This window comes from Pseudomonas sp. GD03862 (genome assembly GCF_029840855.1).
Classification (GTDB): Bacteria; Pseudomonadota; Gammaproteobacteria; order Pseudomonadales; family Pseudomonadaceae; genus Aquipseudomonas; species Aquipseudomonas alloputida.
This window is the reverse complement of record NZ_JAOCDI010000018.1, coordinates 23185-38986: the sequence shown is the minus strand read 5'-3', so window position 1 is coordinate 38986 and position 15802 is coordinate 23185. Positions and strand designations below refer to the sequence as shown.

Genomic DNA, 15802 nt, shown 5'->3' with positions numbered 1-15802 from the left:
GAATCGAACGGGACGAAGGTTAATATCACGCTGAATGATAAGTGGGGATCAACTATCGATGGCGGCCAGGGTTGGGCGCAGAACACCGCCTGTGTGGGCTTCAGGTTACGCGAAAGCCTGGGCCTGGCCCTTCAGTGAATACTTGAGGCCAGCTCGAAGATCGGCATGTACATGAGGATTACGATCAGGCCGATCAGCAGGCCGATGAAGGTCATCAGCAGCGGTTCGAACAGTTTGACGAACCATTCCACCCAGCGGCCGATTTCCTGGTCATGGAAGTCGGCGCAGCGCTCCAGCATCTCTCCCAGGTTGCCAGACTGCTCACCAGCGCGCAGCAGGCGCAGGGATACCGGCGTCACCAGGTGCCCGGCCGCCAGAGCATCGGAAAGCGGCAGCCCTTCGCCCACCCGCTGGCTGGCCTGCTCCAGGCCCTGCGCTGCTGCGTTGCCGAGCAGGCCGCGGGCCATGCCCATGGCAGTGAGGATGGGGATGCCGCCTTGCAGCAGAATGCCCAGCGAGCGATAGAAACGCGCCAGCTCGTACATCATCAGGCGCTGGTGCAGTGCGGGCAGGCGCCGCAGCTGGCAGGAGGCCCAGTACCGTACACGCGGGTGCCGGCGCAGCAGCCAAAGCGCCGCGACCCCACCGACGGTGCCCAGCGCCAGTGGCGCTTGCTGGGCATGCAGAAACAGGCCGACCTGCATCAGCACCCGTGACAGCCAGGGTAGCTCGGTGCCCATGCCCTCGAACACCTGGCTGAAACGCGGCACCACGTAGCCGAGCAGGAACAGCACCACACCGCCTCCCACCAGCAACAGCAGTAACGGGTAGACCGAGGCACCCACCAGCTTCTGCCGGACCAGGTCCAGGCGCTGGCGATAGCTGATGTAGCGGGTGAGGGCGTCGCCCAGAGCACCGGTGCGTTCGCTGGACTGCACCAGCGCCACATACAACGGCGGGAATACCCGCGGTTGCTGGCCCAGCGCCTGGGACAGCGAGCGGCCCTCGTACAGCTGGCGCACCAGCTCGGCGAGCACCTTGCGCGCTGTCGCTGCCGGGCTCTTCTCCGCCAGGCTTTCCAGTGCGTCGATCAGCGGCAGGCCGGCATTGAGCAAGGTTGACAGTTCCTGGCTGAACAGCACCAGGTCGAATGCCGCTTCACGGCGCCAGGCCATGCCGCGCAGCGCGCCGCCGCTGCTGCGCAGGCTGAGCACACGCAGGCCTTGGTCTTCGGCCTGGCGGCGGGCCTGGTCGGCGTCCTCGGCATCGATCTGCAACTGCACCACGCCCTGCCTACCCAGGGCCTTGAGGCTGTAGCGCATGGCCGCTCTCCTTACTGCCAACTGGTGATTTCGGCGTTTTCCCCATCACCACCCGGCTGGCCGTCCTTGCCCATCGACAGCAGGTCGTACTCACCGCCGTTCTCGCCGGGTTGCCGGTAGATGTAAGGGCGGCCCCACGGGTCTTGCGGCACGGCCTTCTGCAGGTACGGGCCGGTCCAGCGAGCCTCGCCACTGGGGGCGACCACCAGCGCCTGCAAGCCTTGTTCGCTGTTGGGGTAGTGGCCGACCTCCAGGCGATACAAGTCCAGGGCCTTGCTCAGCCCCTCGATCTGCGCCCGCGCTACCTTGGCCTCGGAGCGGCCGAGCTGACTGAAGTACTTGGGTGCGACGATGCCGGCCAGCAAGCCGAGTACTACCAGGACCACCAGGAGTTCAAGCAGAGTGAAGCCACGTTGCGGGTTGGTTCTGCGCTGCATGGTGAAACCCTCCACTGCATGGGGACAAGCGTTGACATGCACCATGCAACAGCCGTGCACGTCTGCCTCGGGGCCTTGCGCCATGCGGCACAGGAAGCGGCACAGTGCTTGCGTCGTGGTGACTGTCCTCGGGTTTTCCGGGGCATTTCCCCCACATCGGGGGCCACGACGAAGAGGCGACCGGCATGCGTGGACTCATCCTTGGTTTGATCTGGCTGGCGGCAGGTGCTGCCCAGGCCGATGTGTACATCTCAATCGATGCCAAGGGTGGCTACGTCCTGAGCAATGTCCATCGACCCGGGCGACACTATGAGAAGGTGATCAACGAGCCGCTGGCCCAGGGTGGTCCGGTCAAAGCGCAGATGATCACCGGCCGCCCTTACGCCGAGGTAGTCGCCACGGCTGCGCGTGTCCACAACCTGCCGCCGGCGCTGCTGCATGCAGTGATCAAGGCCGAGTCCGGCTACAACCCCAAAGCCCGTTCGCGGGCGGGTGCAGTGGGGTTGATGCAACTGATGCCGGACACTGCCCGTGAGATGGGGGTGCAAGACCGCCTGGACCCGGAAGACAATGTGCAAGGCGGGGCACGCTACCTCAAGCAGATGCTCACCCTGTTCGACAACGACATCACCTTGGCCGTGGCGGCCTACAACGCTGGCCCGGATGCTGTATTGCGGCGCGGTGCCGTGCCGCCGTTTGCCGAGACCCGGCGCTATGTGCCCACGGTGTTGCGGGAGTATCGCAAGTTGCAAGGGTTGGCTGACGATTCGCCTTTGTAACGACTGGCTTGCAGATCCCGTATTCCCACAGGGGCCGCGCCACCCTCAGTCTGTATCGGGTAGTGAAGTGAGGAGGGGATAAATACCCTTCGGCGGATGCCATTAATTTAATACCATGGTTTCCCCAAGTCTGGGCTATAACCTTCTAAAGGTGCCCAACTGAGGTGTCCGTTATGGACGTCGCCCCTCGTTCCGACACTATTGACGTGCCTGCCGGTAACGAGTTGGCCGTCCCGCGCAAGCCGTTCAACCTGCTGCGCTGGTATGCCTGGGTCAGTCTCGCCATCATCCTCTCGGTGGCTGCCGGCTTGGGGCTGATTTCCAGCCGTTTCATCATCGACGAGAGCGTCGAGCGTGACGCGTTACTCACCGCACAGTTCATCACCTCCATCGCCGATGCCGAAGTGCGCCATGTGTCGATCCCCAATGTGCGGACCATGGGCGAACTGCTGGACCCGCGCACCGACCGCAATAACTTGCCCGACGTCGACCCGCAAGCCCGGCGCAAGGCCCGCGGCGAGTTCCTTGACCATATCGCTCACCTGCCCGATATGCTGCTGGCCAATATCTATGCTTTGGACCATACAGTGATCTGGTCCACCAACCCGGCACTGATCGGCAAGCTGATTGAAGGCGACGAAGACTTGAATCGGGCTTTCGAGTACAAGATGCGGGTTTCGGCCAGCTACCACAATTTCGAACAGGCCCGCTCCGAGCAGAAGTTCATCATCCCGCCCCGGCAGCTATTGATCGAGAACTATATTCCGCTGTTCGATGCCGATGGCGAGCAGGTCACAGCGATGGTCGAGATCTATAAAGAGCCCCATGACCTGATCGCACGCATCGAGCATGGCCTGGTCCTGATCTGGTTGGCCATCACCGTCGGCGCTGCACTGGTCTATATCGGCCTTTACGGCATCATGCACCGCGCTGCACGGCTGCTGGCGGTGCAGCAGAAACGCCTGATCAGCAGCGAAACCTACGTGGCACTGGGTGAGGTGTCTTCGGCGGTGGCCCATAGCCTGCGCAACCCGCTGGCCAGCATCCGCTCAAGTGCCGAACTGGCCCAGGCGTTCGACGAAGGCCCGGCGCAACTCCAAGTCAACGATATCATCAGCCAGGTCGATCGCATGTCGCAGTGGATCCGCCAGATGCTGCAGTCACTGCGCCCGCTGAACGACGAGGCGTTGGCGGTGGACTTGCCGCAGGCGTTGCAGGAAAGCCTGCAGACCTACGCTGTGCCGCTGGCGCGCGGCGGGGTAAGCCTGGACCTGCAACCGTTACCGGCCGTGCAGGTGTTGGGGCACCCGGTATTGCTGCGCCAGGTGTTCAGTAGCCTGATCGCCAATGCCCTGGAGTCGATGGAGCAGGGCGGGCGGTTGCGTATCGAGGTGGTACGTCACAACCGGCGTAGCCTGACCTTGCGCCTGTCCGACAATGGCAAGGGCATGAACGAAGAGCAGCAGCGTATGGCTTTTCGGCCGTTCTTCACCACCAAACAGGGTGGGCTGGGGGTGGGGCTGGTGCTGGTGAAACGCATCATGGAACGTTTCGGCGGTACGGTCCGGCTCAGCAGCAGTGAAGGCCATGGCACAAGGGTTTCGTTAAGTTTCCGACTGGCGTGAATTCGTCAAATGACATCAAGATGGTTCAGTAAGATGTTGATATCAAAAGGATTTATGTTTTTGGGTGATAATCACCCAAATGTGGGGGTTAATCCTCTAATTAATCTTAATAAGTTCTGGCAACCTACTGAAAAATAACATTTTTAATTTTGCATGTTGCTGATGGCCAAGTTTTTGCAGCGAAGTTTGTGAAGCGCGACACGCGACAAATGGCAGCTGCGACTGCCCAGGTGGATTGCTACCCAGTGGCTGTTGCCATTGGCCTTGATGCAGTTCTGAACGTACGCCCTGCGCGGGAATCACGGGATGCAGATGCTGGAAGACGAAGTGCCCGACAAGGCCAATGCGACCGCCAGCGGACGGCCCGTACCCTTGCGTGAATTCAACCTGCTGCGCTGGTTTTCGGTGATCAGCCTGTTGATCATTACCTCGGTGGCAGGTGGGCTGGGTTACGTTTCGACGCGCTTCGTGGTGCGCGACAGCGTGGAGCGCGATGCCATGCTTACCGCGCAGTTCATTCAGGCAATGGCCCAGGCCGAAGTGCGGCATTCGCAATTGCCGCCTGGCACCACCATGGGCGAGTTGCTGGACCCGCGGCTGGACCTGCAGCACTTGCAGGTCACCCCGGCCCTGGCCGAATCGACCCGGATCGAGTTCCTCGATCATGTCGAGCACCTGCCGGACACCTTGCTGGCCAATGTCTATGCCCGCGACCGCACCATTGTCTGGTCCACCAACGTGGAGCTGATTGGCAAGCGGATAGAGGCTGATGGCGATCTTGAGCGCGCCTTCCGCTCGCGCAAGGCGGTATCGGCCAGCTATCACAAGGTTGCGGACGATCGTGAGGAGCAGAAGTTTCAGCGCGCACCACGCTACCTGTTCATCGAGAACTACATCCCGCTGTTCGACAGCCAGGGTGAGCAGGTACTGGCCATGGTGGAAATCTACAAGGAGCCGCAAGACCTCATCCGGCGCATCCAGCGCGGCTATGTGCTGATCTGGGCCTCGACACTGGTGGGTGGGGCGTTGATCTACTTCGGCCTGTTCTGGATCGTGCGCCGGGCGGCACACATGCTGCACCTGCAGCAGGACAGGCTGGTGGCAAGCGAAACCTACGTGGCGCTGGGTGAAATGTCGTCGGCAGTGGCTCACAGCATGCGTAACCCGCTGGCCAACATACGCTCCAGCGCCGAACTTGCCCAGGAAACCGCCAACGCTGCTGCGCAGAAGAACATCACTGACATCATCAGCCAGGTCGACCGCATGTCGCGCTGGGTGCGCGACCTGCTGGTGTCGTTGCGCCCGGCCAGTGACGAGCCCGAGGCCGTGGACCTGGTGGCGGCTATCGAGGACACCCACCTGGCCTTTGCCCAGCAGATCGAACGCAACGGCGTGCGCTTCCATTTCGAAGGGCCTGACGTGCAATGGGTGGTCAGCCAGCCGCTGCAGCTCACGCAGATTCTCAACAGCCTGTTTTCCAACGCCCTGGAGGCCATGCCCGCTGGCGGGATGCTCAATGCCCAGGTCAATGTGCAAGAAGGCGTGCGTGCCGAGTTCGTGCTGACCGACACCGGCAAAGGCATGAGCCAGCAGCAGGAACGGATGGTGTTCAAACCGTTCTTCACGACCAAGCAGGGTGGCCTCGGTGTAGGCCTGGCCCTGGTCAAACGCATCATGGAACGTTTTGGCGGCTCGGTCAGCCTGAGCAGCCGCGAAGAGGAAGGAACCCGCGTCAGCCTTACATTCAATATTGCAGCGGGAGGGGAACATGGAGCACAGCATCCTGGTCGTCGAGGATGATGAAATCCTTGCCGACAACATTCGCACCTACCTCAGCCTCAAGGGCTACGAAGTCATCGTGTGCCACAGCGCGGAGCTGGCGTTGGAGCAGATCAAGCGGGCGCAACCTGACGCGGTGCTGACCGACAACTCGTTGCCAGGCATGAGCGGGCACGACCTGCTGCGCACGCTGGTGGCCCAGGTGCCGGACCTGAAAGTGATCATGATGACCGGCTACGGCAATGTCGAAGATGCCGTGCAGGCGATGAAGGAGGGCGCCTTTCATTACCTGACCAAGCCGGTGGTACTGGCCGAGCTCAAGCTGACCCTGGACAAGGCCCTGGCTACCGAGCGCATGGAGCGCACGCTGTCGTTCTACCAGGAGCGCGAGGCGCAGAAGTCCGGGTTGCAGGCTTTGATCGGCGAGTCGCCGGTGATGCTCACCCTCAAGCACACCCTGCGCCAGGTACTCGATGCCGAGCGGCGCATGGCCAGTGACGACCTGCCACCGGTGCTGATCGAAGGCGAGACCGGTACTGGCAAGGAACTGGTGGCCCGTGCCCTGCATTTCGATGGTTCGCGCAGTAAAGGGCCTTTCATCGAGTTCAATTGCGCTTCGATCCCTGCCAACCTGCTTGAGGCCGAACTGTTTGGCCACGAGAAGGGCGCGTTCACCGATGCCAAGGAACGCCGGGTAGGCCTGGTGGAGGCTGCCGATGGCGGTACCTTGTTCCTTGACGAGATCGGCGAAATGGACCTGGTGCTGCAGGCCAAGCTGCTCAAGTTGCTGGAAGACCGCAGCATCCGCCGGATTGGTGCCGTGAAGGAACGCAAGGTGGATCTGCGGGTGATCAGCGCCACCAACTGTAATCTGGAGCAAATGGTGCAGCAGGGCAAATTCAGGCGTGACCTGTTCTTCCGCCTTCGCATTATCGCCCTGAAGGTGCCGCGCCTGTATTCGCGCGGGCAGGACATCCTGCTACTGGCACGGCATTTCCTTGCCCACCATAGCCGGCGCTATGGCAAGCCGAACCTGCGCTTTTCGGCCGAGGCCGAAAGCCTGCTGCTCGGTTATAGCTGGCCTGGCAATGTGCGTGAATTGCGCAACATGCTGGAGCAGACCGTGTTGCTGGCGCCGAACGAGGTGGTGCAAGCGCATCAGTTGAACCTTTGCATGACCTTGGTTGACGAGCCGTTGGTGCAACAGCCGATGGCGGCCATGTTCGAAATGCCGCGGCACGAGCCAGAACCGGGTACAAGCCTGCCTGACATGGAGCGTGACCTTGTCTGCAAGACCCTGGACCGCACCGACTGGAACGTGACCAAATCGGCGCGGATGCTTGGGTTGTCGCGGGATATGCTGCGCTACCGGATCGAAAAGCTGGGGCTGACCCGGCCTGACAAGCGTCAGTGGTAGTTCAGGCCGGGTCGTCAGGGGTTACCTGTGCCTGAGCTGCCTTCTCCTTGCCGGCCGGTACCTTCCGACCCACTGCCCTCCATCCCCGGCAGATCGCGATTGTCATTCTGCTTGGCTGGCGGGCTTTGCGGTTCGTTGCCCTGTATGCGCGGGTCGGTGGCCCGCGGCAAGGGCTTCTCGATCGGGTTGAGGGTGCTGTCCACGCCGGGTTGTGGCGCCGTATTGTGCGGGTCGTCGGGGTAGGTCGGACCTGTGCCGACAGCAAAGGCCAGCGGCGAGGCGAGCAGGGCAATCGACAGGAAGATCGAGCGGGGCATGGCAGGCTCCTTTGCTGTACGGGTAAGGCTCATACTTCCCTTTGGCCTTACCCGAACCGTCAAGGTGCCATTACCCCGATCAACGGTCACACCACCAGCGACAGCAACATGATGAAAATGATGCCGACGATGGACAGGATCGTCTCCATCATGCTCCAGGTCTTGAAGGTTTCTGCCACGGTCATGTTGAAGTACTGCTTCACCAGCCAGAAACCGGCATCGTTCACATGCGACAGGATCAGCGAGCCGGCACCGGTGGCCAGTACCAACAGCTCACGGTTCACCCCCGGCACCAGGTCGATCACCGGTGCCACGATACCCGCGCCGGTGATGGTGGCGACCGTTGCGGAGCCGGTCGCGATGCGGATCACCGCCGCCACCAGCCATGCCAGCATGATCGGCGAAATTTCTGCCTGCACAGCCATCTGCCCGATCACGTTGCCTACGCCGGTATCCACCAGCATTTGCTTGAAGCCACCGCCAGCGCCGACGATCAGCACGATGGCGGCAGTCGGTGCCAGGCTCTGGTCGAGCATCTTCATGATCTGCTGGCGGTTGAAGCCGCGGGCCGAGCCGAAGGTGTAGAAGGCCAGTAACAGGGCGGCGAGCAGGGCGGTGATCGGGTGACCGATCAGGTCCATCCACTGGCGCACGATGTGCTCGGCAGGCAGTACCACGTCTGCGAACGTTTTCAGCAGCATCAACGCGACCGGTAGTAGTACGGTGATCAGGGTAATGCTGAAGCTTGGCAGGTTGCCCTGATCGGAGTCCTTGGCGATCTGGTCCATCAGCTCCTGGGACGGGTTGCCCGGGATGTAGCGGGAAATGAAGTTACCGAACAGAGGGCCGGCGATGATCGCGGTGGGCAGTGCGACGATCAGGCCGTAGAAGATGGTCTTGCCAATGTCAGCGTGGAAAATGCCGATCGCCAGCAAGGGGCCCGGGTGTGGTGGCACCAGCCCGTGCACCACCGACAGGCCGGCCAGCAGCGGAATGCCGATTTTCACCAACGAGACGCCCGAGCGCCGGGCGACGATGAACACCAGTGGAATCAGCAGCACAAAGCCGATTTCGAAGAACAGCGGGATGCCCACCAGGAAGGCGGCGAACATCATCGCCCAATGCACGTTCTTCTTGCCGAAGGCGCGGATGAGGGTTTGCGCGATCTGGTCGGCACCACCGGAGTCGGCCATCAGCTTGCCGAGCATGGTGCCCAGGGCGAGCACGATACCGACGAAGCCGAGTACGCCGCCAAAACCGTCCTGGAACGATTTCATGACCTTGGCCACCGGCATGCCGGAAGTCAGGCCCAGGAAGCCGGCCGCGAGGGTGAGGGCGACAAAGGGGTGAACCTTGAAGTGGGTGATCAGCAGGATCAGCCCGACGATGGTAACCAGCGCGTCGAGCAGCAGGAAGGTATCAGTAGCCAGTCCGAACATGGTTTGAAGGCCTCGGTCTTATCGTTGTTTTGGGCGTAGCTTTTTGGAGTCTTTGCCGCGTTTACGGGTTGGGGTAGCGCTGTCTTTGGTGAGACGGAAAAGCCGCCGAGGTCAGGCGGTTTGCGCCAGGCCCGGCTCACCGCAGTGCTTTAGCCAGTGGTCCACCGCTTCGGCCAGTGCTTCGATCGGTTGGGTGGCGTCCAGTGCCAGCGTCAATGGCTCGCCGCGTGGCGATTCCAGGGCCGCGAACTGGCTGTCGATGAGGCTGGCCGGCATGAAGTGCCCTGGGCGAGCCAGCACGCGTTTTTCGGCCTCGGCAGGCGACAGTTCGAGGAACACGAACACCAGCCCGGGCATGGCATCGCGCAGGGTGTCGCGGTAGCGGCGCTTTAGTGCCGAGCAGGTCAGGATCGGGCGTTCACCGGCCTGGGTGGTGGCTTGCAACTCTTCACCAAGGCGGACCAGCCAGCCGGCACGGTCGCTGTCATCCAGCGGGATGCCAGCGCTCATCTTGCGGATGTTTTCGGCAGGGTGGAAAGCGTCGCCTTCGATCAGGCGGCCGCCGCTTCTGGCAGCAATGGCGGCGCCGATGCAGCTTTTGCCACAACCGGCCACGCCCATCACCACAATGGCGGACAGGGGAGAATTCATCAGTACCTCCTGCGGGTGAGATAGCGCTGTCTCGCCGTTGACGAACAGCCACCTCCCCGGTGTTATTGGTCTTGTCCTTACGCAGTATGGACGCCTGGTGGCGAGCGCGTGGTGGCTGCTACCAAAGATTACATTGCCTGCATCCTGAGACAGCGCTACCTTAGTGGCCGTTCCCTCTCCTTGCAAGTAGTAAAATTACAACATTCATGTCCCGCACCGGCTCCCGAACTACAGGTCGTCCCACCCTGGCCGAAGTTGCCAGGCTTTCCGGGGTTTCCCCGATTACCGCTTCGCGCGCCTTGCGTGGGGTCAGCACCGTTGCGCCTGACCTGGTGGAAAAGGTCATCGCCGCAGCGGCGAACCTTGGCTATGTTGCCAACCCGGCCGCCCGGGCGCTGGCCTCGGCACGCAGTCAGTCGGTGGTGGTGTTGATCCCGTCGTTGTCCAACCAACTGTTCATCGACACCCTGGAGGCCATCCACGAGGTCATGCGCCCTCGTGGGCTAGAGGTGCTGATCGGCAACTATCACTACGACCTTGCCGAAGAAGAGAACCTGATCCGCAATTACCTGGCCTATCAGCCCTGCGGCATTTTGCTGACCGGCTTCGAGCGTAGCGATGCTGCCCGGCAGATGCTGGCTGCCAGCGGCGTGCCGTGTGTGCACATGATGGAGCTCAATGGCGAGCCAGGGGCTTTGTCGGTCGGCTTCTCGCAGCATCAGGCCGGGCGTGCTGCTGCACGGCACCTGATCGAGCGCGGGCGCAAGCGCCTTGCATTCATTGCCGCGCAGCTGGACCCGAGGGTGATGCAGCGTGCCGAGGGTTTCCGTCAGGCTTTGGCAGAGGCTGGTTTGCAGGCTGCCGAGCTGGAGGTGTTGGCCCCGGAGCCATCGTCGATTGCCCTGGGCAGTGTGCTGTTCAGTCAACTGATGCAGCAGGCGCCGGATGTCGACGGCATCTTCTTCTGTAACGACGACCTGGCCCAGGGCGCGGTGCTGCAGGCCTTGCGTCAAGGGGTGGAGGTGCCACGCCAGGTGGCGATGGTCGGTTTCAACGATTTGCCTGCGTCGGCGCATATGGTGCCGCGGCTGACCTCCATTCGCACACCACGGGCTGCGGTGGGGCGGGGCGCGGCACAGGCGCTGCTGGCGTTGCTGGATGGCAAGCGGGTGACGAATGCGCAGCAGGATCTGGGCTTTGAGCTGATGGTGCGCGAGAGCACCTGAGAGTGCCCGCCAAGGCCTTCTCGCGCGACTCCCACAGGAATGATTGGCCCGAAACGAAGGTGTAGCGGGTTTACCTGCGAAGCGTGCGTTGCGGGGCATGGCACCGGCTGTGCCGGTGTTCGCGGGTGAACCCGCTCCTACGGGGGGGCGCGCTGGTTCAAGACAGGCGCTGTAGATGCCACGACTTGCCAACGGCGATCTATGCTCAGAAAACCGCGCATAGGGAGCCCCGCGTCATGTTCGATTTCCATCGCAAGTCTGATTTGGCAGAAATCCAGCGCACCCGCCAGGCGTTGGCCGATGCACAAGCCAAACTGGCCGCTATCGGCCGTTCCATGGCGATGATCGAGTTCGCCCCTGACGGTACTATTCTCGACGCCAACGAGCGCTTCTGCCAGGCCATGGGCTACGGCGCCGACGAGCTGCGTGGCAAGCACCACCGGCTGTTCTGTGAGCCGGACTATGCAAAAAGCGCCGAGTACCAGCAACTGTGGCGCGAGTTGGGGCAGGGCAAGGCTATCAGCGGTACGTTCGAGCGTATCGACAAGGCGGGGCGCGAGGTCTGGCTGGAAGCCAGCTACATGCCCGTGCTGGACGAGCACCGGCAAGTCACCAGCGTAATCAAGGTGGCGTCGGACATCACCCAGCGGGTAGTGCTGGAGCACGAGAGCGAAAGCCTGCTCAAGGCCATCAGCCGCTCCATGGCGGTGATCGAGTTCACTCCCCAAGGCCGGGTGATCAAGGCCAACCAGAATTTTCTCGACACCATGGGCTACCGCCTCGATGAAGTGGTTGGCCGCCACCACGGGCTGTTCTGCCTGGCGCATGAACGCGAATCGGCCCAGTACCGAGAGTTCTGGGCTTCGCTGAACCGTGGCGAATACCACTCGCACCGCTTCGAGCGCGTCAACAAGCAAGGCCAGACCGTTTTTCTGGAGGCCTCCTACAACCCGATCTTCGACAGCAAGGGCCGCCTGTGCAAAGTGGTCAAGTTTGCCAGCGACATCACCCATCAGGTCTGCACCCAGCAAAGCGCCGCCCATGCCGCCCATGCCAGCTCGGTGCAGACCGATGCCTGCGCGCGCAAGGGGACCGAAGTGGTGCAGCAGGCGGTGCAGGTAATCGAGCAGATTTCCCAGGAGCTTAACGACGCTGCGCGCAGCATCGACGCGGTAAACAAGCAGTCGGATGTGATCGGGCAGATTGTGCTGACCATTCGGGGCATCGCCGACCAGACCAACCTGTTGGCCCTTAATGCAGCCATCGAGGCAGCGCGTGCCGGCGAGCACGGGCGCGGCTTTGCCGTGGTGGCCGATGAGGTGCGCAACCTGGCCGCGCGAACCAGCAAGGCCACCCTGGAAATCGTCGATGTGGTGCGGCAGAACCACGACCTGTCGCTATTGGCAGTGGCCAGCATGCAATCGAGCCTCAACCGCACCGGTCACGGCGTGGCGCTGGCCAATGAGGCGGGGACGGTGATCATGGAAATCCAGCAAGGCTCACGGCACGTCGTGGACGCCATCAGCCAGATAACCTCGACGCTGCAATTGCATTGAGCGCCTCGCGCATCTCGTCAAGCAGTGCCTGCAGGCTGAGTTGCAGTTGCGCGCGCTGTTCGACGGTCGGCAGCCCTTTTGCGTGGGCGTGTTCGATAGCTTCACAGTCTTTGACCACAGTGCGCACCCTGATCATTTTCGCGCCACCCTTGATGCGGTGGGCAAGGGCGCGCACGGTTTCATCAGGGGCGTCTGTTGCCAAGGCTCTCAGGGCGGCCAGGTCTTCACCGACGCTTATCGACAATTGCTCCAGCAAATGCCGCGTCAACTGTTCGTCGTCCTGGGTCAGGTGACGCAGTTCGGCCAGGTCGAACCCACTATGGAAAGGCTCCGGCGACGGCTGTTGAGGGCGCACCTGGGGCAGATGGGTCTTGAGCGTGCGCAGACCAATCGGCTTGAACAGGCATTCGTCCATGCCGCTGGCCAGGCAGCGAGTACGCTCCTCGGCCTGGGCGTTGGCGGTCACGCCAAGAATACGGCCTGCTGGCAGGCCGCGCTCACCCTCCAGGCTGCGAATGCGCCGGGTGAGCTCATGCCCGTCCATGACCGGCATGCTGCAATCGGTGATCACCAGGTCGAAGCGCGCTTCCTGCCAGCGTGCAAGGGCGATCTCGCCATTCTCCGCCAGTGTCACATGGTGCCCCAGGGTTTGCAGTTGCCGTTCCAGCAAAAGCAGGTTGGCCGGGTAGTCGTCGACCACCAAGATATTGAGCGGGCCGCTGTTACTTTCATGTGTGGTGAGTTGCGGGTCCGCTTGTGCCGGTGCTTCGCAGACAGGTAACCGCAGGCTGACTTGTACCCGGGTGCCAACACCCTCGACGCTCTGAAGGCTCAGGGCGCCGCCCATCAGTTCGGCCAGGGTACGGCTGATGACCAACCCCAGGCCTGCCCCTTGACGTGCCCTCGGGCCATCGACCTGAACGAAGGCACTGAACAGCCTGGCCTGGTCGGCGGGGCTGATGCCGATGCCGGTGTCGCGCACATTCAGCTCGATAGCCAGAATGCCGTGGCCGGCAACTTTGGGCAGCAGCAGGCATGCCTGCACTTCACCACGGTCGGTGAACTTGATGGCGTTGCTGATCAGGTTGGACAGAATTTGCTTGAGTCGCAGTGGATCAGCCAGCACCCATACCGGCTCTGCAGGCAGCTCGCCGTGTAGATGCAACCCTTTGGCCCGGGCATTGCCTTCGAACACCCGCAGCGTGGCGCGCACCAGTTCGACCAGATTGGTGGGTACTGGCTGCAGGCTGATGTGCCCGGATTCGATGCGGGAAATGTCGAGAATATCGCCAATCAGCTCAAGCAGGCCAATGGCCGAATCATGGGCGGTCTGCAAGGTCTGGGCGTCGCTGCGGCCGCTGCGGCTATCTTCCAGGGCCAGTTCCAGCAGACCGATCACGGCATTCATCGGGGTGCGGATCTCATGGCTCATGGTGGCCAGGAAGGTGCTTTTGGTCTGGCTGGCCTGTTCGGCATCGTCCTTGGCCTGGCGTAACTGCTCCAGCAGCCCGCGGCTCAGCGCGAGCTGTGCCTGCAGCGCGTGCTGTGCCTCGGTGCGCTGGTTGATCAGCTTGCGCAGGTAGCTGTTCCAGAACACCACCCCGGCCAGCAGCAGGGCCGATAGCACCAGCACCTGCAAAGCCAGGGTGCGGTAGTCGCGCCAGGGGCTGTCGCTCACCAGTGTGCTGGTGCGCCAGCGGTTGATCAACTGGTCCAGTTCTTCAGGTGGAATGCTTAGCAGCGCCTTGTCGAGAATGGCCTGCAATTGGGGCTGGTCGGCGGCTACGGCAAAGGCGGCAATGGCCGGAGCGTCGTCGAGCATGTTGGCGATGCGCAAACGGTCCTTGAACACATGGCTGATGTAATAGGCAGCATTGATATGGCTGCTCAGGGCAGCGTCGGCAACACCGTTGGCCACGGCCTCCATCTGGCCCAGTGGGTTGTCAACTTCGACTATCTCGGCCTGCGGGTATCGCTGTTGCAAAACGGCCTGCTGCGGTGAGCCGCGCACCAAGGCGATGCGCTTGCCATCCAGGGCCTTGGCCTGTGCAGGTGATTCACCGTCGTTGCGGGTAACAAGCACGCGCGGGCTGACCAGGTAGGGGCGGGTGTAGCGCAGTTGCTTCAAGCGGTCGGCACCATAGCCCAGCGCCCCGATCATCTGTGCCTCGCCCCGCACCAGGCGGTCGATCATGGCCTGCGATGAAGCACTCTCGACGGGTGTGAACTGCAGCCCCGTGCGCAGCGAGATCTGCTTGAGCAGGTCCAGGGTGATACCGCTAGGGCGGTGCTGAGCATCGTTGAACGTCAAGGGTGCCAGCGAGGTATTGACCAGTACGCTGATAGTGGGGTGGGCGGTGATCCAGGATTCTTCTTCTTCGCTCAAGGCGGTGAGGTGGCGCTGCAGCAGCAGGCTGGTGTTACCACTGCTCCAGCGGCGCAGAATGTTCAGGCGTTCACTTTCGCTTATGCGTGACAGCGCCTTGTCCACCAGCCGATGCAGGCGCGGGTTGTCGCTGGCGATGGCGAAGGCAAAAGCCTCTGGGGCCAACTGAGAGAAATGGTCGATTTTCAACGTGCCCTGAAAACTTTTGCCGATCATGTAGTCAGTGCTGATGGCATCGCCCAGATAGGCGTCTGCCTCGCCCAGCGCCACGGCAGCGAGCCCGGCCAGGGTCGAGCGGTACAGGCTCAGTTGCGCCTTGGGGTACAGTGTGCGAACGCTGACGGCCGGCAGGTAGTGATCGACCATCGCCAGGCGCAGGCCGGCGAGCTCGGGCGTACTTTTCAAGCTGCGCCCTTCACGGGTGACGATCACTGGCAGGTCGTCGGCATAGGGGGTGCTGAGGCTTAGCTGGGCGTCCGCCGCCTCGAAGGCGTTGGAGCTACCCAACAAGTCGATACGGCCATCACGCAGGGCGGTGATGGCCTCGTGACGGCTGTCAAAACGACGTACTTCAATGGGGATATCCAGCTGTTCGCCGATGATGCCGGCGTAGTCTGCGCTCAGTCCCTCATAGTCATGCTGGCTGACGTTGATTTCGAACGGGGGGTAATCGGGGCGCGCACTGCCCATTACCAGGCGTTCGCGTTGTTTCAGCCAGTGGCGATCATCGCCGGATAACGTCAGTGGGGCAGCGGCACTGATCGAGCGCGCCAGCAGATGGCGTGGTTCACTGCTGGCCTGCAGTTCCGTGGAGTTGGCCAGACCGATAGCCAGAAGGACGCTCGCCAGCAACTGTTTCATGGCAGCC

General features: G+C 62.2%; 12 protein-coding genes. 6 read left to right on the top strand and 6 right to left on the bottom strand.

Features of this window, described 5'->3' with window-relative positions; genetic code table 11:
• Positions 1 to 131: 131 nt before the first annotated feature.
• A complete protein-coding gene (locus N5D53_RS13885; RefSeq protein WP_049587690.1) occupies positions 132 to 1322 on the bottom strand; it encodes a type II secretion system F family protein in 1191 nt (396 codons plus the stop codon).
• Between the two features lie 11 nt (positions 1323 to 1333).
• Positions 1334 to 1759, bottom strand: a complete 426-nt coding sequence (gene gspG, locus N5D53_RS13880) for a type II secretion system major pseudopilin GspG (protein WP_003253843.1) — start codon at positions 1757 to 1759, stop codon at positions 1334 to 1336.
• Between the two features lie 185 nt (positions 1760 to 1944).
• On the opposite strand from gspG, the gene N5D53_RS13875 reads away from it, so the two are divergent.
• From N5D53_RS13875 to N5D53_RS13860, 4 genes are all read left to right on the top strand, one after another.
• On the top strand, positions 1945 to 2538 hold the full coding sequence (locus tag N5D53_RS13875) for a lytic transglycosylase domain-containing protein (RefSeq protein WP_020192387.1): 594 nt from the start codon (positions 1945 to 1947) through the stop codon (positions 2536 to 2538).
• A 173-nt stretch (positions 2539 to 2711) separates the two neighbouring features.
• Entirely contained in the window at positions 2712 to 4163 is a 1452-nt protein-coding gene (locus N5D53_RS13870; protein ID WP_104961574.1) for a HAMP domain-containing sensor histidine kinase, read from the top strand.
• 306 nt (positions 4164 to 4469) lie between these two features.
• Entirely contained in the window at positions 4470 to 5963 is a 1494-nt protein-coding gene (locus N5D53_RS13865; RefSeq protein WP_104961576.1) for a HAMP domain-containing sensor histidine kinase, read from the top strand.
• A complete protein-coding gene (locus N5D53_RS13860; RefSeq protein WP_104961577.1) occupies positions 5932 to 7359 on the top strand; it encodes a sigma-54 dependent transcriptional regulator in 1428 nt (475 codons plus the stop codon). The genes N5D53_RS13865 and N5D53_RS13860 overlap by 32 nt, the downstream gene beginning before the upstream one ends.
• Before the next feature lie 14 nt (positions 7360 to 7373).
• On the opposite strand, the gene N5D53_RS13855 is transcribed toward N5D53_RS13860, so the two are convergent.
• The 3 genes from N5D53_RS13855 to N5D53_RS13845 all read right to left on the bottom strand — a co-directional run bounded on the left by N5D53_RS13855 (position 7374) and on the right by N5D53_RS13845 (position 9766).
• A complete protein-coding gene (locus tag N5D53_RS13855) occupies positions 7374 to 7676 on the bottom strand; it encodes a hypothetical protein (RefSeq protein ID WP_020192721.1) in 303 nt (100 codons plus the stop codon).
• Positions 7677 to 7762: 86 nt separating this feature from the next.
• Positions 7763 to 9115, bottom strand: a complete 1353-nt coding sequence (locus N5D53_RS13850) for a GntP family permease (RefSeq protein WP_060489439.1) — start codon at positions 9113 to 9115, stop codon at positions 7763 to 7765.
• 111 nt (positions 9116 to 9226) lie between these two features.
• Positions 9227 to 9766 carry a gluconokinase gene (locus N5D53_RS13845; protein ID WP_010954284.1) on the bottom strand — a complete coding sequence of 180 codons (540 nt, stop codon included), beginning with the start codon at positions 9764 to 9766 and terminating at the stop codon, positions 9227 to 9229.
• Positions 9767 to 9972: 206 nt separating this feature from the next.
• On the opposite strand from N5D53_RS13845, the gene N5D53_RS13840 reads away from it, so the two are divergent.
• Both N5D53_RS13840 and N5D53_RS13835 read left to right on the top strand, forming a co-directional pair.
• Positions 9973 to 10992, top strand: a complete 1020-nt coding sequence (locus N5D53_RS13840; RefSeq protein ID WP_003253830.1) for a LacI family DNA-binding transcriptional regulator — start codon at positions 9973 to 9975, stop codon at positions 10990 to 10992.
• A 236-nt stretch (positions 10993 to 11228) separates the two neighbouring features.
• Positions 11229 to 12548, top strand: coding sequence for a PAS domain-containing methyl-accepting chemotaxis protein (locus N5D53_RS13835; RefSeq protein WP_190869195.1), 1320 nt, complete (start codon positions 11229 to 11231; stop codon positions 12546 to 12548).
• Here the strand turns inward: N5D53_RS13835 and N5D53_RS13830 are convergent.
• Entirely contained in the window at positions 12514 to 15795 is a 3282-nt protein-coding gene (locus tag N5D53_RS13830; RefSeq protein WP_104961579.1) for a transporter substrate-binding domain-containing protein, read from the bottom strand. The genes N5D53_RS13835 and N5D53_RS13830 overlap by 35 nt on opposite strands.
• Between the last annotated feature and the right edge of the window lie 7 nt (positions 15796 to 15802).